We start from the raw sequence: 17,461 nt of genomic DNA, 5'->3' as shown, positions 1-17,461 counted from the left end.
TTGTTACATTTTAATAAATTTTACGTATGAATAAGTGGAGGGAAAATGGCGAAGAAAAAATCATCATTTGTTTGTCAAAATTGTGGCTATAAGTCTGCAAAATACTTAGGACGTTGTCCAAACTGTGGCGAATGGTCTTCTTTTGTTGAAGAAGTTGAAGTCCAAGAAGTTAAAAATCAACGTGTTTCAATGACTGGCGAACGTTCAAAACCATTGAAGCTAGATGAAGTTGAATTATTTGATACTCCTCGGATTGAAACGGACTTAGATGAATTTAATCGTGTATTAGGAGGGGGTGTTGTTCCTGGTTCATTAGTTTTGATTGGGGGAGACCCTGGGATAGGTAAATCAACCTTACTTTTACAGGTTTCTACTCAATTGGCTTCTAGAGGTCGTGTGCTGTATGTGAGTGGTGAAGAATCAGCCCAACAAATTAAACTAAGAGCTGAGCGTTTAGGAGATATTGATCGTGACTTTTATCTCTATGCTGAAACAAATATGCAGTCGATTCGTGCAGAAGTTGAGCGCTTAAAACCTAACTTCTTAATTATTGATTCCATTCAAACAATCATGACACCAGAAATTCAATCAACTCAAGGCTCTGTAAGTCAAGTTCGTGAAGTGACTGGAGAATTGATGCAAATTGCTAAAACGAATGATATTGCGACCTTTATTGTTGGTCATGTGACTAAAGAAGGTCAGCTGGCTGGGCCAAGGATGTTGGAGCACATGGTTGATACGGTGCTGTATTTTGAAGGAGAACGAAATAATACATTTAGAATTCTTCGTGCTGTAAAAAACCGTTTTGGTTCAACTAATGAAATTGGAATTTTTGAGATGCAGGGTCATGGCTTGGTCGAAGTGACTAATCCCTCAGAGGTCTTTTTAGAAGAACGCTTAGAGGGCTCGACTGGATCTGCGATTGTTTGTGCACTTGAGGGAACACGGCCCATATTAGTTGAAATACAAGCACTGACGACACCGACAATGTTTGGAAATGCTAAAAGGACTACCTCAGGCCTAGATTTTAACCGTGTAAGTTTAATTATGGCGGTGCTTGAGAAGAGAACAGGGCTCTTGATGCAAAATCAAGATGCCTACCTCAAATCTGCAGGGGGAGTAAAATTGGATGAGCCAGCCATTGACCTCGCGGTTGCGGTTGCTGTGGCTTCAAGTTATAAAGAACTTCCAACAGATGCGCGTGAATGTTTTATTGGTGAAATTGGTTTAACGGGTGAAATTCGTCGGGTGACCCGAATTGAACAAAGATTAAATGAAGCTGCAAAACTAGGGTTTAAAAAAGTATATGCTCCTAAAAATTCAATTGTAGGGATTGATATTCCTGAACAGATTCAAGTGATTGGAGTGACAACTTTAACTGAATGTTTAAAACTGGTCTTTGGCTAATATAAAAATAAGGCTATTTCGTTAATGAAATAGCCTTTGCTTTTTATGAATGACTCATCTTATAAGAATAATAAGCTAATAGAACTAATAGACTAGAGCCGATTAATGTAAAATCACCTAACCATAAACTTAAAAGTGAAGAAATAAAGGCTCCCACAACAAATGATAAAGCAAGAGATAAGAAGATGAGTGAATTTTTTAAGTCCTTTGTGTTTTTAGAAACTATATATTGTCCTAGATTTGTTCCAAAAGCTTTGATATTACCTGTGGACATGATATTAGCATAAGGAAGTCCTCTGACTCGAGTAAAGGTATCACCTTGAATAACCATAAAAAAGGAGAGAATTCCAACAAAAAGTGAGGCTGATAAATGTAAAAAAGTAGCGAAGGCGAGAGAAATAAGTAAAATACCAATCATTTGTATGAAGAGAAGGGATTCAATTTCACTTTGATTATTTTGGGTTTTATATTTGGTGAATAAGGTCTTGAAAAGTGCACCTAGTGCAAAAAATAAAATTGGAATTATAAATTGAAAAGCTTTCTCCAAATTGCCGTGGGCTAAATTAATTCCAGTCTGAATCAAATTCCCAGTTTGGAGACTAGCGAAACGGCCGTCAAAATGAAAAAAGGTAAAGGCATCAACAAAGCCTGTATTCATGGCAAGTAATAGAGCAACAAGTAAACTTTCTTTAGAATGGACTGCGGATTTAAACATAATTTTTTCCTTCATAATCTGTAAAAGATAAGGTCATTATAGCACAATGATAATCTAATGTACTCTATTTAAAATAAAAAATTAAATGATCGCTAATAAGGGATATAAGTTATAAAATAATAAATATAGCATGAGAAATTAAATAGATTTCTTGTGTTTGGATAAGCAATATTAAAGGAGCGTGTGGTATAATTGACACAGGGCTTTCTTGTAAGCCTATCCATTTTCTAAAAGGAGGAAAAGATATGCGTCGTTGGATTATTCATCTTGTTATGACTGTCATCGGAGCATCGCTAGGTGTTGCTGTTGTACCATCAATTTTAAAGGTATTTGGTTGGGACACAGGGATTTTGCAGAACGAAGCTGTTGACGGTGTGATTGGTGCAATTATTTTTATTATTCTTTCATTTATATTTGCCGGTTCAATGCTTAATGGGTTGAAAAAAATAGATTCTAGAATTTCCAAAATGAATATGTCAAAAATGGTCTTCAATATTATTGGGATTGTTCTTGGTCTTCTCGTTGGGGTTATTGGAAGTATTCCATTAAGATTTTTAAATGTTCCTATTTTAAGTAATATCATTTCATTCATACTTGTTTTGGTGATGATTTATTTGGGATATGTTTTGTTTGATCGACGAGGAGACGAAATTGCTAGAGTGCTTTTTCGTAAGCGCCGTGAAGCAATGGCAACTGAACCAGCAGAAGTTGCTGAGGAAGTTGTCGGTGAATCTAAGAGTGATAATAGTATTTTATTGGATACAAGTTCAATCATTGATGGCCGGATTTTAGATGTAATTAAAACAGGGTTCATTTCAGATAAAATTATTGTTCCTAATTTTGTGATTTTAGAATTACAATTAATTTCTGATAGTTCAGACCCACTGAAAAGGGCTAAAGGACGTCGGGGCTTGGATTTGGTTAATGAATTGACTAAATTTGATCAAGTTGAAATTTCTCAAGTTGATTTTCCAGATGTTCGAGAAGTTGATACTAAACTTCTTAAATATGCAAGTTCTACTGGCTCAAAATTAGTGACGAATGATTTTAATCTTAATAAAGTTGCTGAAATTCAGGGTGTTCAAGTTCTTAACATTAATGACCTTGCTAATGCTGTGAAAACACAACTTGTTGTGGGCGAACATATTAACGTACAAATTATTCGTGCTGGTTCTGAACGTCAACAAGGCGTGGCTTATTTGCCAGATGGAACAATGATTGTCATCGAAGATACTGCAAAATTGATTGATAAAACAGTTACTGTTGAAGTTGCTAAGGTGCTACAAACAAGTGCCGGTCGAATGATTTTTGCTGATTTAGTAAAAAAATAAAGAAGAAAACCGATAAATTATCGGTTTTTATCTTAAATGAATTTTGAGTATTTAGGAGTTTAATATGTATTTAAAACGTTTTATTCAATTGTTTGTAGTTTTTTTAATTTCTTTAGCTGTTTTTGCTTTGATATTAGAAATGAATTTTGGAAATTATTGGTTAAGATTTGTTTTAGGACTTATCATTGCTTATGTTTTTCTTACTTTACCACTTGTTCTCTTAACAATTTTTAAAACTAATAAAAAGGCTAATGTTGTTGGTACGAATGCTGTAGAAAATGAACTTGCTTATCTTTTAAAAGACTTTCCAGGCTACCTTGCTTTAAGTGTGACTGATGAAAATTCAAAGAGTTCAACAACGATTATGAGTTTTATTCAAGCTCAAAAAACGGAAAATATTTTCTACATGGTTGCGGATAAAAAAGCTTCAAAGATTAGTGATATAAAAAGAAATTCACAGGTGAGTTTTACGACTTGGTTTGATAAGTTGGAAAAAGGAGGGCGCTTGTCTTCAAATCGGGTTCATGCAGAAATCTTAGAAGAGGCTAAAGCTCAAGAAATTGTGAAAAAAGAAGGATTAATCTTATCTCTTCATGAAAATGCGGAGAATATGTCAATTATTGCTTTAAGGATTGAATCGGTCCTTTATGAAAATTTTAAAGGTCAAACTAAAGTTATTAATTTTGAAAAATAATTTATTAAAACTGCTTTTTAGCAGTTTTTTTATTTTAATAAAAGTGGGAAATATTGATATTTTAGCTATATTGTATTACTATATAGATGTAGTTAGTATTACTAAATAGCGGAGGAAAAAATGAATCAAATTACAGAAATGTTGAAAGGAGTTCTTGAGGGTTGTGTTTTAGAAATCATTGGTCAAGGGGAAACTTATGGTTATGAAATTACTCAAAAACTGCGAGAACTTGGTTTTGAAGATGTTGTAGAAGGAACGGTATATACGATTACGATGCGTCTTGAAAAGAAAGGGTATGTTGAGATTAGAAAAAAGCCTTCAAAACTTGGGCCCGCTCGAAAATGGTATCGTTTAAATGAGGCAGGGCAAATTGAGCGAGGAAGTTTTTGGAAAAAATGGGCTTTTATTTCAGAAAAATTGGAGTTTTTACGTCATCAAAATTTATTGAGTGAGCAGAAGGGAGAAAATCATGGCGGAGCATAGAAATATTGTTGATCGAATGATTGGTCTTGAAGAAAAAAGAGAATTTCGCGAATTTGAAAATCGTGCTCAGAAACTTGGAGAGAATTATTATGAAGATTATAAGGAATTAAAAAAATATATATGGCACTCTGGGGTAACGAAATGGGCAGATTTCAAATTTATTTTTGGACAAGTTCTTGATTTACTTGAAGAAGCTAAAATCCAAGACAAAGAATTGACTGATTTAATTGGTCCAGATGTTGCGGCATTTATTGATGAGATGGTGGATGATACTAGTTGGGAAAAAAAGCAAAAAAATAAACTAAATAAGGAGCTGAAAAATGGTTTTAGATAAAATTAGTGATCTTCTTGCTGAAAAAAAAGACTGGCAAGCCATGCAAAATCGAGCTAAAAAATTACCTAAAGATTTTTATCAGGCTTATCGTTTAATTCAAAAATATATGTTCAAAATGGGGGCAACAGATTGGCATATTTTTAAGGATATTATTGAATTATTTGAACTGGCAGTAGTTGATGGGCGAAGTCCAGCAGAGGTTCTGGGCAATGATGTTGCAACTTTTGCTGATGAATTATTAAGTGATAATAAAGAGGACTGGCGAAATAAGTATCGTCAAGAATTGAATGATTATTTTGCTCAAAAGTAATCAATAGATTTTACTGATAAGTCTGTCAGTAAAATTGAAAATTTATCAATAACAAAAGTTACTGACAGGTTTGTTAGTAACTTTTGTTTTTTTTAAAATTCCATGACCATATTGTACCAAGTTTCTCCACCGAATTTTGACTCGGAAAGTCCTTCGTCAGTAAAGCCGTGTTTTTCATAATAGGGAACTAAATAATCATGGCAAGTAAGACTGATTCCCAAACGTTTTTTCGATTTGGCTTCTTTTTCAAGTAAAAGGAGTAAGTTTGTCGCAATTCTTAAGCCTTGATAATCAGGGTCAACGGTTAAACTGATGATTTTTTGGAAACCACCTGTTTTGGGATTGGCTTTGGTACGTTCAAAAGATTCATCATCCAAGTAACGACCTTCTGTAACAGGACCAGAAACGTAACCTACGACAGTTCCTTCACTATTTCTTGCTGCGATAAAGCTATCAGGAATTAAGTTAATTCTTTCGATCATTGACTCTACAGAGAGGGCTTCATTTTCTGAGAAAGTAGCTCTTTCAATACGGATGACATCATCTATATCATTTGGCATAATTTGAGTATAAGTAATTTCATTCATACAATTAATTCTAACATAGACTGTTCAGAAAGGAAATCAATAATCATCGTTAGTAATTAAAAGAATAAATAGTTTGTCGTTTAAAGGATATGAAGTGGTTTGAAAATCTAAAATCTTTAATAAAATAAAGTTTAACTAAATGTTTACTTAAGATTTACAAAAAATTTACATTGAGTTTTGGAGAATGGGATAAAATGAAAGGGTAGTAATCAAACCAATGGAGGTTTTATGAACACAAGCGGAAAAAAATTCCTAGGAATTTTAATTGGAATTTCAGCTCTTTTATTAATTATTGCGTCTTTGGGGGATTTGCAAATTTCTAAAATGGTTATGGATCAAAATTCAATTTTTGGTAATCTTTTTCAGATATTTGGAATGTTTCCGTCAGCGCTTATCCCTTTTATTTCAGCGGAAATTATCTTCATTTATGGTCTAAGACAAGATAATCAACTGACAAAATGGATTTTAGCGATTTCTGGACTTGGCTTTGCTTATTGGTCAGCATGGGGCTGGGTTGATGGTTGGATGTTTTACGGTGTGACCACACTTAATAACATCAAAAATCATCAGCCACTGGGTGCGGCAAATAACAGTATTGGAGCCACAGCGACTTATTCTTTTGGACTTGAAGCACTTTTTACATTTATTATCCTGGTCATCGGAACATTTTTGATTTATAGATGGCTGAGCAAGAAAACTTACGAAGAATTAAGTCAATTGATTATTGTGGCGATTGCTGGGATTGCTGTCGTTTATGTCAGCAACTCAATTGTCAATACGATGAAAGTTAACTGGGGGCGTTTTCGCCCTTATGAGGTTAAGGAAATTGTTTCCTCTACCAAAGGAACGTTCACTAATTGGTGGCATTTGAACGGTCAAACAGGTCATCAATCATTCCCGTCAGGTCATACAATCGCAGCAGCTGCAGCACTCTTTTTACCATTTTTTGCTGACAGAAAAAATCTTAAAGGCCAAAAGATTTTGGCTTACAGCGGATTTATTTTCACACTTTTAATGATGGCTGCTCGGGTCCGAATTGGTGCACATTTCTTATCGGATACTACGATGTCATTAATTATCGCGTCTTTAGTTACTTTTGTTGCCACAAAGGCAATTGGTTACTCATTTATTGAGGAAGAATTTCTCAAATAGAAAATTATAAATGATTACTACAAAAATAACATTCTTTGGGGTGTTATTTTGATTTTGGTTGTAAATTCTTTGTTTTCTGGAGAGATTGTCTTATACTAATGCTAAGAAAATCAATTTTTGAAAGGAATAAAAAGATGAAAACAAGCGATGCTTTGATTGTAATTGATATGCAAAATGAGGTATGTGCTGGGATTTATCGGCGAGAAGAATTAATCGAGCAAATTAATCAACGAATTCTTACTTATCGAAAGGCTAAAAAACCGATTATTTTTATCCAGCATAATGATGATGGACTTATAAGAGAAAGTTTTGGTTGGCAAATGATTCCAGAATTGCTGACAGCATCTACTGACAAGTATGTTGAAAAAACGCATGCCAATGGTTTCTATCAAACGGGACTGCAAAAACTACTGACAGACTTGTCAGTAAAATCGATTGAATTTTGCGGTGCTCAAACTGAATTTTGTGTTAACACGACGCTTGTTTTTGCTCATGGTCTGGGCTATCAAAATTGGATGCAAAGAGGGGCAAGTTCAACTTTCGATAGTAAATGGCTGTCAGCAAAAGAAATCGTTGATTTTTATGAAAACCATCTTTGGGATGAACGATTTCTTCAATTCTTAGATTAAATTTGTCAATGATAGATTACAAATAAATTTTAGGTCGGCATGCTTTCTTAATTTGTGGTAAAATAGAGGTGATTGTTAGAGTAGTTTAGGCTATTTAAAACCAAGAACGATTCATTTCTTACAGAAAAGAAGTGAACGAATTAATGAGGAGAATTGGATTAATATGAATAAAAAAATCCGCGTCCGTTACGCACCATCACCAACAGGACTTTTGCATATCGGGAATGCTCGTACAGCCCTTTTTAACTATCTTTTTGCCCGTCATCACGGGGGAGATTTTATCATCCGTATTGAAGATACAGACCGTGAACGTCACGTAGAAGATGGTGAGCGTTCACAACTTGAAAACCTTCGTTGGTTGGGAATGGATTGGGATGAAAGTCCTGAAACACATGAAAACTACCGTCAATCAGAACGTTTGCCTTTATATCAAAAATATATTGACCAATTGTTGACTGAAGGAAAAGCTTATTATTCTTATAAAACGCCAGAAGAACTTGAAGCTGACCATGCGAAACAAGAAGCGGCAGGAATTGCTCCACACTATATTAACGAATATGCTGGCATGAGTGATGATGAAAAAGCAGCTTATATCGCGGAGCGCAAAGCGCAAAATATTGAACCGGTTGTTCGTATTTCTGTTGATGAAAAAGCAATTTATAAATGGAATGATATTGTTAAAGGCGACATTGAATTTGAAGGTAAAAACATCGGTGGAGATTGGGTAATCCAAAAACGTGATGGTTACCCAACTTACAATTTTGCTGTTGTTGTTGATGACCATGATATGCAAATCTCACATGTTATCCGTGGAGATGACCATATTGCCAATACACCAAAACAATTAGTTGTTTACGATGCTTTGGGTTGGGAAGCACCACAATTTGGTCACATGACTTTGATTATTAATTCTGAAACTGGGAAAAAATTATCAAAACGTGACACAAATACACTTCAGTTTATTGAAGACTACCGTAAAAAAGGTTACATGTCTGATGCCATTTTCAACTTTATTGCACTTTTGGGCTGGAATCCTGGTGGAGAAAAAGAAATTTTCTCTCGTGAAGAATTAATTGAACTTTTTGATGAACATCGTTTGTCTAAATCACCAGCAGCCTTTGACCAAAAGAAATTGGACTGGTTGGATAATGAATACATCAAAAATGCTGATTTTGCTAAAGTATTTGAATTGACAAAACCATTCCTTGTTGCTGCTAATCGCTTTGATGAACGTGCTGAGGAACTGGTTAAACTTTATCAACCACAAATGAAATCAGCAGATGAAATTGTTGAATTAACAGACCTTTTCTATGGAGATTTCCCAGAATTGACTGATGAAGCTCGTGAAATGTTGGCTGCTGAAACAACACCATTAGCTTTGAGTACTTTCCGTGCAAAATTGGCTGAGCTTCCTGAAAATGATTTTACAGTGGAAAATATTTTCCCACTCTTTAAAGCGACTCAAAAAGAAACTGGCGTAAAAGGTAAAATGCTTTGGATGCCAATTCGTATTGCAGCTTCAGGTTCAATGCATGGTCCAGAATTACCAGAAACAATTGCACTTCTTGGAAAAGAAAAAGTATTGGCTCATTTGGACGCTGCTTTAAATAAATAAATTAATCAAAAAATGACTGACAGAAAAAAGCGTAGCTTTTGAGTATTCTGTCAGTAATTTTTATTTATAAAAAGATTGCTGTCAGTAAAATAAAAACTCGTCATTGACGAGTTTTTTAATTATTTGAATTGGTCAGCAGCTGGAATATGGCTGTCATGGAAATATTGTTCTGACAGTTTTTTAAGTGTGCCGTTGTCGTAAAGTTTTTTGAGCTCAACATTCAAATCTTTTTGCAACTTGCTTTGGCTGTTATCAAGAATAAAGTAATCATAAGTCTTAAATTCTGGTTGTTTATCCAAGTCTGTTGGAACAGTATCCACTAAACCTGTGATTGCATGTTCTTTAATCAAATTTTCTGCGGGTGCTTTAGAAGCAAATAAGAAATCAATTTGTCCACTAGAAATAGCAGATAAACGGTCGGCTAAAGGACGTTGGCTGTATTTTACATTGATTTTTTTGTCTGGATGATTTTTGTTCCAGCTTTCAAACATATCACCATAGTTGGTTCCAGCAGGAATTTCTGTCGTTTTACCAGCAAGTTGAGAGATTTTTGTAATATTTTCTTTAGATGTTGAGAAAATCGCATCAATTCCTTGGCGAACAGGATAGCTAAAGAGATATTTTTCAGAACGTGCTTTTGTCTTACCAAAATTATTTGCCGCAATTTGTGCACGACCACCGTCTAAAGCAGCTAAAATCGCACTATCTTCATAGACTTTAAAGTTGAATTTATAATCCTTCATGTCTTTGTCAGCAGCTTTTAAAATATCATATTCAAAACCAGTCATTTTGCCATTTTCGCTGTATTCATAAGGGACAGAAGCGGCAGAAGTTGCAACAGTTACGGTTGTTACTTTATCTGTTGATTTAGAAGATGAATTATCTTTTGACGAGCAAGCAGCAAGTAAGCCAATTGAGGCAATTCCAACTGTTGCAAGAGTCAACAATTTTATTTTTTTCATATCAATTTCTCCTCAGAAATTTTGTCAGCTCAGTTTTTATTTTAAATTTGGAAGTTGGTTACGAGTGAGCTGACTTTTAATATAGACATAATATTAACATAATCTTAAAAAAACCACCATAAAAAAGATTTATGACGGTTTTTTAACTTTTATATGGTTCCGTTAGCGAAAATTTCAAAAATTTTCTTATCAAAATGCTCAGTTTCCCAAGTACATTCTGGGTGCCATTGGACAGCAAGCACATGTTTTTCTTTATTTTCAATCGCTTCAACTAAGCCATCGTTTCCATGAGCAATGGCCGTCAAGCCTTGGCCCAAATCTTTAATGACTTGATGATGGAAAGAATTAACCATATAATTTTCAGGTAAGAAGCCCAAGGCACTTTCTTGTTCAACACTAATATGATGAGTTGGAATTTCTTGTGGTGTTGGACTTTGGAGATGTTTTATCTGACTTGAAGTTTGACTCAAGTCTTGATAAAGGCTTCCGCCAAAATAAACATTGAGTAACTGTAGGCCACGACAAACGCCCAAAATAGGTTTATTTGCTTCTAGAGCAGCTTTGATTGTGGCAAGCTCAAAACGGTCACGAATCGGATCAGTTGTTCCTAATTTAGCATTAGGCTCCTCACCATATAGATAAGGACTGACATCTGCCCCACCAGTCAGTACAATTTTATCTACCAGTGTCAGGTAATTTTTTATATTTTCGGTTTTGTCAACAGGAAGAACAATCACAGTATGGCCTAAATCCTGAAAAACATCAATAAATGATTGACGAGTATAGCTTACTTTGTTCCACCAAAAAGGGGATTGTTCAACTGTATTGTAAGGAGTTCCAAGAATTCCAATAATTGCCATTTTATTTTTTCACACTTTCAATAGGAATAATGAGTTTAGATTGAGATAAATCAATCTCGTAAGTCACTTTACGATTATCACGAACCGTATGTTCAAAGTCAGTACTATAGAGTATGATCCGAAGTTTATCCGCTTTTTCTAAATGATAAATCGTTGGTTGTAGTTCAAATTTGAGCGTAAACCATTCGTCAGCATTTAAATCACTGACCGTCAGCAAATCTTGATTTTGGAGATTGGTAAATCCTTTAGTGACCAACTGATAAGGACTCTCGACAAGAGGAAGTTCAACCAAATCATCTAACATAAAGTTTCGGCCACGGTCAAGAACTTTAAAATCTTTTACTCTTGCTTTATCTTCCAGCCGTTTTTTGGGACCAAAATCAAGAATTTGAGCAGATAAGAGTCCTTTACTATCATTTAATTTTAGTCTGATTTCTAGTTCAATTGGACCATTAATTGTTAACTCAGAAGGAAGTTCTAAATCAATGACAGCTTCGTTAGCTTTATTTTCAAATAAATCTTTTTTAAAGACGTTGAAATCTTTAGAATACTTTTTGAAGCTTTCATCATCATAGTGGTTATCAAATTGAGCAAAAGAAACCGCCGTTTTCCCAAGGGGGAGTTTGAGCTGGTCATCGCCCCCAAATTTACTGACAGCTGACCAAACTTGTTCTTTAGAATTTTCCTGTAAAATAACGGGTGGAAGATTTAAATTTAAATCTCTATCTAATAATTTGGCAGAGAAATAAGCATTGATTGTCTCAGAAAAATCAATGGATTGCCAAGAATTCATATAAATATGAGCCCCACGATGTAGAAAGGCATGCTTGGCATGACCTTCTGGCAGAGCCTGCCAAAAATTATAAGCTTGTTCGGGTGTAACATTCCAGTCTTGTAAACCGTGAACAATTAGGACGTCAGCTTTAACTTGGTCAGAATTGATTAAATAATTTCGGTCATGCCAAAATTGATTGTAATCACCAGACTTACGGTCTAAAGCAGTGGTCATTTCTGCTAAGCGTTTTTCGTATTCAGCATTTCCTTTTAAATAATCAGCACCATCAAGATTTCGTGAGTAAGTCAGTGCGGCAAGCACATCTAAATCTTCACCAGGAAAGCCACCAGGAGAACGGACAAGACCATTTTCACGATAGTAATTATACCAAGAAGAAATTCCAGCTTCAGCTAAGATGACTTCAAGTCCATCGACTCCAGTAGTAGCAGCACCATAAGCCATCGTTCCTAAATATGACTTTCCAGTCATGGCTACTTTTCCGTTTGCCCAAGTGGCCTTAATTTCATGCGTCTTTTTACGAGAAGTATAGGCACGAGTTCGGCCATTTAACCAATCAATGACAGCAGTCATACTATAAATTTGCTGATAATCGCCTGAAGTTTGGAAGCCATTTGAGCCACGCGTTCCAACACCAGCCACATAAATAGAAGCAAAACCACGCGTCAAAAAGTAGTCATTTAAAGAATAAGTCCAACCATGAGTAAAGCGATAAGGTGCTTTATCTACAATAGGAAGTTCTTTGGTTTCAGACGAACGTTTTTGTGGAAGCTTTCCTTGGACTTGGATTTTGTGACTGTCCTTTTTTTCCAAATCAACATTCATTTTATGAAGCGCTAAATCATTAGCTTTCTCATTGATTCCCAAATGATAAGGACTTGCGGTCATCACAACCGGAAGTTTTTCTGTGCTTTTTGGACGAATAATTTGAATTTTAATTAAGTCATTTTTTCCTTTTTGCTCGGTATCAACTGGGCTTTCAACCCAAATGACCTCACGTTCAAGGAGCGAAGAATCAAAAGTTGCCAATGATTTGTCATTGAAAAAGTGATAGTGATTATCCAAAGGAAGAAGACCTTCTGAAACCCAAAGTTCAACAAGAATCATCCCGCTTTTACGACGGCTACAAAGTAAATAGTAAAAAGCAGAGATGATAGTTTCAGTTGTCATTTCAACATCACTTCGTGGAAGATTAAGTTTTTTAGCAAATTCAGTTGCTTTTCCCATTTCAAAATCAAAATTTGGAACAAAGTCAAGAAGTTGCAAAGCAATATTCCAGAAAATATCCCAATCTAATTCAATAGAGGATTTTAAGAATTCAATGACGTCTAGCTCAGTATTTGCTTGCAAAACAGTCATATCAGTAGGACTTTGAATGAGAAAATCTTTTAAAATTTTCTTTTCATCCCAAAAAACAGACCAACGAAACCCGAGCTGATCAAGTTCTGCTAGTTGTTCATCAAAATTTTTATCAACAATTGAAAAATGATTAAAGCGCATCTTAAGTCCTCCATAAAAAGCATGATAATTCTTTTAATTATAGCAAATTTTCAGTAAATAATCAGACTAAAAGGGTCTAATTTCCAATGAATATTTGAAGCAAGCGCGCTTTTCTGATATAATAGCTGAGGTTATTATATTAAAATCAAATTTTGGAGGGTTCCATAAAAAATGGATGTTACATGGACAGTGAAATATATCACTGAATTTATCGGAACTGCACTACTCATCATCATGGGTAATGGTGCGGTTGCCAACGTCGAACTTAAAGGTACAAAAGCTCACGCACAATCTTGGATGATTATTGGTTGGGGTTATGGACTTGGTGTAATGCTACCAGCAGTTGCATTAGGTAATGTTACTTCACAAATTAATCCAGCTTTCACACTTGGACTTGCAGCCTCAGGACTTTTTCCCTGGGCACATGTTGCTCAATATATTATTGCGCAAGTTTTAGGTGCGATGTTTGGGCAATTATTGATTGTTATGGTTTATCGCCCATACTATCTTAAAACACAAAATCCAAATGCTATTCTTGGAACTTTCTCAACAATTGATAATGTTGATGATAACGATGAAAAAACGCGTTTCGGAGCTACAGTTAATGGTTTCTTAAATGAGTTTCTTGGTTCATTCGTCTTGTTCTTTGGTGCAGTTTCGGCAACTAACATCTTCTTTGGTAGCCAATCAATTTCTTGGATGACAGACTACTTGAAAAAACAAGGAGCAGATATTACATCATCAGATATTATGAACCAAATTTGGGTTCAAGCATCAGGAGCTTCTGCTTCTAAAATGATTGCTCATTTGTTCTTAGGATTCCTTGTTATGGGACTTGTAGTCGCTCTTGGTGGTCCAACAGGTCCTGGTTTGAATCCAGCGCGTGACTTTGGTCCACGTTTGGTTCACAGCCTCTTGCCAAAATCAGTTTTGGGTGAAGCTAAAGGTTCATCTAAATGGTGGTATGCATGGGTTCCAGTTGTAGCACCAATTCTTGCAGCACTTGCAGCAGTTGCATTGGCTAAAATGATTTACAAATTTTAATTATTAAAAAAAAAATACTGACAGAATTTCTGTCAGTATTTTTTTTATTTAATCATAAGAGCAATGACCAGTCCAAAGAGATTCCAAAGGAGATGGACGCTCATGTTAAGATAAAAATTGCGATATTTAGCATAAAGACTGGTAAGCACAAGACTCATTAAACCGTAAGTTAACCAGCTGTAGAGGTCAGTAGGACCATGCATGTAAGCAAAAAGGAGCAATGCCGTTAAAAAAGCAAAATATTTTTGATTTTTGAAAATGACCTCAAAAATTCCTACCCGATAAACAAGTTCTTCTAAAAAACCAGCAGCAAGTGTTTGGGTTGCAAAGACAGCAATTGGAATCACTTTTTGTAATTCGTTTAGTGAATCTTGATTACTGGTTGTTGGACTTTGATTGATAATTTGAGCAAAAATTCCTGTCAGAATAGAGACTAGAAAAAGCAAAGCAAAACCAATTATTATTTTTAAAGGAGGAAAATATTTCCAACTTATTTTAGGGATGAGTTCAGCTTTACGAGCAATCAGATAAGAAGAAATAATCGTAAGTAAAAAGATAATGAAAAAGATGACGGTATCTAAGGTTGTGAAATGGTGCTGATAAGCAAAAATGGTTGTCGCAAGCATTGGTAAGTTAGATAAAATAAAGAGTACCAACCAAACTGATTTGTGATAAGCAAAAATTAATCCAACAATCGATAATACGAGAGCTGTCATTAAAAATGGTAAATGAAAAATACTGACAGATAGGGCTGAAAAAAGTAGCGCCAAAATAATCACAATTGCCCAACGATATTTGGCTAATGATTGAAGTTTTTCTATATTAAACATGTCAATATTATAGCATAGTAATAGCTGTCAGCAGAAAAAAATATTTCATTTTTGTTGATAACTTTTGTTAATCTGAACTTGAATAAATTGTAGTAAAATAGAGCTACCTCAAAAATGTGCATATCTGGCAACCACAATAAAAGGTCAGTCTAACTTTGTTCGTACCTAGATATGTACTTAAAACTATCCTTAAAAATGCTCATGGTTAACGACTATGAGTTTTTTTATTGAGATTTTAAAATTACATAATTAATGTAGAAAGAAAAAGTAAAAGATATAAATCGTTGATAATTTCCTTGAAATTTGCGAAAATAAGAGATAGTTATTTGTAAATGTAATCAATGGAGGCTAAAATGAGCGAGATTATAAATCATATTACCGCTTTTCAACCAGTCTATCGTGTGCTTAACCGTGAAGAAAATTTAGATTTCTACCGTGAAGTGCTTGGCTTTAAGGTCTTGGTAGAAGAAGGCGCAATGGTATGGCTTGGTGGGCATGAAGCGAAAAAAGATCGGTTTCAATTAGAAGAATCACCAGGTTTTCGTCCTGTTGAAGGATTGAAAAAACACGGGCAAACGGTGATCAAAGCTAATTCATCTGAGATTGAGCAATTAATTGTTCGTAACTTGGACAAGATTTCTAAGGTCTATAAAGGAAAAAATGGCTTTGCTTTTTCAGCGCTTTCGCCTGAATCAGAACTTTTTTGGGTAGCATCAGATTTACTGACAGATTTATCATCACTGACAGAAATTGATAAATCAGAAATTGAGCTTGAGAAAGATAAAACTTTTAAAGGTTTGTCAGATTTTGAAATTATAGCAATGGATTTGAATGTTGCTGACCAATCAATTATTGAATTTTATGAATCAGTTTTTGGTCTTAAAGCAATCAATAACCAAATTGAATTTCCTTTTGTAACTTTGACTTTTAGTGTTGAAGAAAGCGAAGATTTAGCTGCAGGAACCGATGAAGTACTTGACCTTGAGTTTTTAGTGTTCATGATTGATAAAGATTTTGATTTGAAAGATTTTGCTCATCAATTTTCTGATGTAGACGGAACATATTTGGATGGCTCAGCTAAAACTTTTTCATTAGAAGTTCCTGACCATGCAGAACTTTGGTTTGTAAAATAATAATTTTAAAAAAACTTGTTAATTTTTGACAAGTTTTTTTACTCAAAGTAAATCAGAAACGAAGGTTGAAACATGAAAAATCAACAAGAATTTTTAAAAATAATCGAAGATTATCTTGAGCGTGACGTTTTCCCAGGTGTCAATTTCGCAATTATTGAAGGAGAAAAAGTCGAGGAGTATCTTTTAGGAAATTCAGCAATTTATCCTGAAACAATCAAGCTCACTCAGGGAAAAAAATGGGATTTAGCTTCTTTGACAAAAGTAGTGGGCACCGGAACAGCCGTCATTAATCTTGTCCTAGCAGGAAAGTTAGAAATTGATGCCCCTCTTCAAAAATATTATTCTAAATTTACTGACAGAAGCGTCAGCTTGCGGCAATTACTGACACACACTTCTGGTATTGATCCTTTCATAAAAAATAGAGATAAGCTAAACGCAAAAGAACTGACAGAAGCAATTAATCAGATTAAAGTTACTGACAATAAGACCTTCAAATATACAGATATTAATTTTATTTTACTAGGTTTTTTATTAGAAGAATATTATGGAGAAAGTCTGGATAAAATCTTTTACAAACAAGTATTTGAAGACTGGAAAATGAATGACACAAGTTTTGGACCAGTAGAAAATGCAGTCCCAACAAGTCAAAATATCCCAGTAGGAACAGTTCATGACCCTAAAGCTCAAGTTTTAAAAAATCATTGTGGCTCAGCTGGTTTATTTTCAACGATGTCTGATTTGATTTTATTCAGTCAAGCTTACTTTCAAGAAGAAAAATATTTAAAGCTGACAAAAAATTATGCTGACGGAGATAAAAAAAGAAGTTTGGCTTGGGACTTACTCGGGCCAAATGATGATTGGTTGCTTCATACTGGCTATACCGGAACTTTTCTATTAATTAACCCTCGTATCAAAAAAGCAGTTGTTTTCTTATCGAACCGTGTCCATTTAAAAGATAATCGAGAAAAATGGATTGAAGAACGTGACTTCTTGATAAAATTTTTAATCAGTCATTTGACCTTAGATCAAGACTTAAATAAAAAGAACTGTACTGTTTAGTTTACAGTTCTTTTTTAGTTATT

At 34.6% G+C, this 17,461-nt stretch carries 18 protein-coding genes; 12 read left to right on the top strand and 6 right to left on the bottom strand.

What is annotated here, in order from left to right; all coding sequences use genetic code 11:
- Window positions 1-45: 45 nt before the first annotated feature.
- Window positions 46-1,407 (top strand): DNA repair protein RadA, encoded by a 1,362-nt coding sequence (gene radA / locus MKX45_RS00335; RefSeq protein WP_003130563.1) that lies wholly within the window; start codon window positions 46-48, stop codon window positions 1,405-1,407.
- A 43-nt stretch (window positions 1,408-1,450) separates the two neighbouring features.
- On the opposite strand, the gene MKX45_RS00330 is transcribed toward radA, so the two are convergent.
- A complete protein-coding gene (locus tag MKX45_RS00330; protein ID WP_128267870.1) occupies window positions 1,451-2,137 on the bottom strand; it encodes a YoaK family protein in 687 nt (228 codons plus the stop codon).
- A gap of 230 nt (window positions 2,138-2,367) precedes the next feature.
- Between MKX45_RS00330 and MKX45_RS00325 the strand changes: the two genes are divergently transcribed.
- From MKX45_RS00325 to MKX45_RS00305, 5 genes are all read left to right on the top strand, one after another.
- Window positions 2,368-3,453 carry a PIN/TRAM domain-containing protein gene (locus MKX45_RS00325; protein ID WP_012898597.1) on the top strand — a complete coding sequence of 362 codons (1,086 nt, stop codon included), beginning with the start codon at window positions 2,368-2,370 and terminating at the stop codon, window positions 3,451-3,453.
- 64 nt (window positions 3,454-3,517) lie between these two features.
- A complete protein-coding gene (locus tag MKX45_RS00320; RefSeq protein WP_023188601.1) occupies window positions 3,518-4,147 on the top strand; it encodes a hypothetical protein in 630 nt (209 codons plus the stop codon).
- Window positions 4,148-4,267: 120 nt separating this feature from the next.
- A complete protein-coding gene (locus MKX45_RS00315) occupies window positions 4,268-4,630 on the top strand; it encodes a PadR family transcriptional regulator (protein WP_057720535.1) in 363 nt (120 codons plus the stop codon).
- Window positions 4,617-4,964, top strand: a complete 348-nt coding sequence (locus MKX45_RS00310; protein WP_057720534.1) for a DUF1048 domain-containing protein — start codon at window positions 4,617-4,619, stop codon at window positions 4,962-4,964. The genes MKX45_RS00315 and MKX45_RS00310 overlap by 14 nt, the downstream gene beginning before the upstream one ends.
- On the top strand, window positions 4,951-5,274 hold the full coding sequence (locus tag MKX45_RS00305; RefSeq protein ID WP_057720533.1) for a DUF1048 domain-containing protein: 324 nt from the start codon (window positions 4,951-4,953) through the stop codon (window positions 5,272-5,274). Before MKX45_RS00310 ends, MKX45_RS00305 begins: the two co-directional genes overlap by 14 nt.
- 92 nt (window positions 5,275-5,366) lie before the next feature.
- Here MKX45_RS00305 and MKX45_RS00300 read toward each other — a convergent pair whose 3' ends face one another.
- Window positions 5,367-5,861: a GNAT family N-acetyltransferase gene (locus MKX45_RS00300; RefSeq protein WP_340816701.1), complete on the bottom strand. Its 495-nt coding sequence runs from the start codon at window positions 5,859-5,861 to the stop codon at window positions 5,367-5,369.
- A 228-nt stretch (window positions 5,862-6,089) separates the two neighbouring features.
- Here MKX45_RS00300 and MKX45_RS00295 point away from each other — a divergent pair, with 228 nt between their 5' ends.
- The 3 genes from MKX45_RS00295 to gltX all read left to right on the top strand — a co-directional run bounded on the left by MKX45_RS00295 (window position 6,090) and on the right by gltX (window position 9,257).
- Window positions 6,090-7,013, top strand: coding sequence for a phosphatase PAP2 family protein (locus MKX45_RS00295; protein ID WP_015427141.1), 924 nt, complete (start codon window positions 6,090-6,092; stop codon window positions 7,011-7,013).
- Between the two features lie 98 nt (window positions 7,014-7,111).
- A complete protein-coding gene (locus MKX45_RS00290; protein ID WP_081037467.1) occupies window positions 7,112-7,642 on the top strand; it encodes a cysteine hydrolase family protein in 531 nt (176 codons plus the stop codon).
- Window positions 7,643-7,805: 163 nt separating this feature from the next.
- Window positions 7,806-9,257 carry a glutamate--tRNA ligase gene (gene gltX, locus MKX45_RS00285; protein ID WP_010906290.1) on the top strand — a complete coding sequence of 484 codons (1,452 nt, stop codon included), beginning with the start codon at window positions 7,806-7,808 and terminating at the stop codon, window positions 9,255-9,257.
- 119 nt (window positions 9,258-9,376) lie between these two features.
- On the opposite strand, the gene MKX45_RS00280 is transcribed toward gltX, so the two are convergent.
- The 3 genes from MKX45_RS00280 to MKX45_RS00270 all read right to left on the bottom strand — a co-directional run bounded on the left by MKX45_RS00280 (window position 9,377) and on the right by MKX45_RS00270 (window position 13,372).
- Window positions 9,377-10,219 carry an amino acid ABC transporter substrate-binding protein gene (locus MKX45_RS00280; protein ID WP_017865139.1) on the bottom strand — a complete coding sequence of 281 codons (843 nt, stop codon included), beginning with the start codon at window positions 10,217-10,219 and terminating at the stop codon, window positions 9,377-9,379.
- A gap of 149 nt (window positions 10,220-10,368) precedes the next feature.
- Window positions 10,369-11,079 carry a gamma-glutamyl-gamma-aminobutyrate hydrolase family protein gene (locus MKX45_RS00275; RefSeq protein WP_057720532.1) on the bottom strand — a complete coding sequence of 237 codons (711 nt, stop codon included), beginning with the start codon at window positions 11,077-11,079 and terminating at the stop codon, window positions 10,369-10,371.
- 1 nt (window position 11,080) lies between these two features.
- The gene (locus MKX45_RS00270; RefSeq protein ID WP_340816700.1) at window positions 11,081-13,372 is read right to left on the bottom strand and encodes a Xaa-Pro dipeptidyl-peptidase; all 2,292 of its coding nucleotides are present in this window, start codon (window positions 13,370-13,372) and stop codon (window positions 11,081-11,083) included.
- 171 nt (window positions 13,373-13,543) lie between these two features.
- Between MKX45_RS00270 and gla the strand changes: the two genes are divergently transcribed.
- Window positions 13,544-14,416 (top strand): aquaglyceroporin Gla, encoded by an 873-nt coding sequence (gene gla, locus MKX45_RS00265; RefSeq protein ID WP_015427138.1) that lies wholly within the window; start codon window positions 13,544-13,546, stop codon window positions 14,414-14,416.
- A 44-nt stretch (window positions 14,417-14,460) separates the two neighbouring features.
- Here the strand turns inward: gla and MKX45_RS00260 are convergent, their stop codons facing one another.
- Window positions 14,461-15,246 (bottom strand): CPBP family intramembrane glutamic endopeptidase, encoded by a 786-nt coding sequence (locus tag MKX45_RS00260; RefSeq protein ID WP_015427137.1) that lies wholly within the window; start codon window positions 15,244-15,246, stop codon window positions 14,461-14,463.
- Between the two features lie 353 nt (window positions 15,247-15,599).
- Here MKX45_RS00260 and MKX45_RS00255 point away from each other — a divergent pair, with 353 nt between their 5' ends.
- Both MKX45_RS00255 and MKX45_RS00250 read left to right on the top strand, forming a co-directional pair.
- Window positions 15,600-16,379: a CppA C-terminal domain-containing protein gene (locus tag MKX45_RS00255; protein WP_128267873.1), complete on the top strand. Its 780-nt coding sequence runs from the start codon at window positions 15,600-15,602 to the stop codon at window positions 16,377-16,379.
- 72 nt (window positions 16,380-16,451) lie between these two features.
- Complete coding sequence (locus MKX45_RS00250; RefSeq protein WP_057720528.1) at window positions 16,452-17,438, top strand: serine hydrolase domain-containing protein; 987 nt, start codon at window positions 16,452-16,454, stop codon at window positions 17,436-17,438.
- The last annotated feature ends 23 nt before the right edge of the window (window positions 17,439-17,461 follow it).

Origin of the sequence: Lactococcus sp. FSL W8-0209 (assembly GCF_038006585.1) — a bacterium.
GTDB classification, from domain to species: domain Bacteria; phylum Bacillota; class Bacilli; order Lactobacillales; family Streptococcaceae; genus Lactococcus; species Lactococcus lactis.
This window is presented reverse-complemented; position numbering and strand designations above follow the sequence as displayed.

Coding starts and splice junctions, on each gene's coding strand:
- radA (WP_003130563.1), top strand. CDS start 46: ATGGCGAAGAAAAAATCATCATTTGTTTGTCAAAATTGTGGCTATAAG.
- MKX45_RS00330 (WP_128267870.1), bottom strand. CDS start 2,137: ATGAAGGAAAAAATTATGTTTAAATCCGCAGTCCATTCTAAAGAAAGT.
- MKX45_RS00325 (WP_012898597.1), top strand. CDS start 2,368: ATGCGTCGTTGGATTATTCATCTTGTTATGACTGTCATCGGAGCATCG.
- MKX45_RS00320 (WP_023188601.1), top strand. CDS start 3,518: ATGTATTTAAAACGTTTTATTCAATTGTTTGTAGTTTTTTTAATTTCT.
- MKX45_RS00315 (WP_057720535.1), top strand. CDS start 4,268: ATGAATCAAATTACAGAAATGTTGAAAGGAGTTCTTGAGGGTTGTGTT.
- MKX45_RS00310 (WP_057720534.1), top strand. CDS start 4,617: ATGGCGGAGCATAGAAATATTGTTGATCGAATGATTGGTCTTGAAGAA.
- MKX45_RS00305 (WP_057720533.1), top strand. CDS start 4,951: ATGGTTTTAGATAAAATTAGTGATCTTCTTGCTGAAAAAAAAGACTGG.
- MKX45_RS00300 (WP_340816701.1), bottom strand. CDS start 5,861: ATGAATGAAATTACTTATACTCAAATTATGCCAAATGATATAGATGAT.
- MKX45_RS00295 (WP_015427141.1), top strand. CDS start 6,090: ATGAACACAAGCGGAAAAAAATTCCTAGGAATTTTAATTGGAATTTCA.
- MKX45_RS00290 (WP_081037467.1), top strand. CDS start 7,112: ATGCTAAGAAAATCAATTTTTGAAAGGAATAAAAAGATGAAAACAAGC.
- gltX (WP_010906290.1), top strand. CDS start 7,806: ATGAATAAAAAAATCCGCGTCCGTTACGCACCATCACCAACAGGACTT.
- MKX45_RS00280 (WP_017865139.1), bottom strand. CDS start 10,219: ATGAAAAAAATAAAATTGTTGACTCTTGCAACAGTTGGAATTGCCTCA.
- MKX45_RS00275 (WP_057720532.1), bottom strand. CDS start 11,079: ATGGCAATTATTGGAATTCTTGGAACTCCTTACAATACAGTTGAACAA.
- MKX45_RS00270 (WP_340816700.1), bottom strand. CDS start 13,372: ATGCGCTTTAATCATTTTTCAATTGTTGATAAAAATTTTGATGAACAA.
- gla (WP_015427138.1), top strand. CDS start 13,544: ATGGATGTTACATGGACAGTGAAATATATCACTGAATTTATCGGAACT.
- MKX45_RS00260 (WP_015427137.1), bottom strand. CDS start 15,246: ATGTTTAATATAGAAAAACTTCAATCATTAGCCAAATATCGTTGGGCA.
- MKX45_RS00255 (WP_128267873.1), top strand. CDS start 15,600: ATGAGCGAGATTATAAATCATATTACCGCTTTTCAACCAGTCTATCGT.
- MKX45_RS00250 (WP_057720528.1), top strand. CDS start 16,452: ATGAAAAATCAACAAGAATTTTTAAAAATAATCGAAGATTATCTTGAG.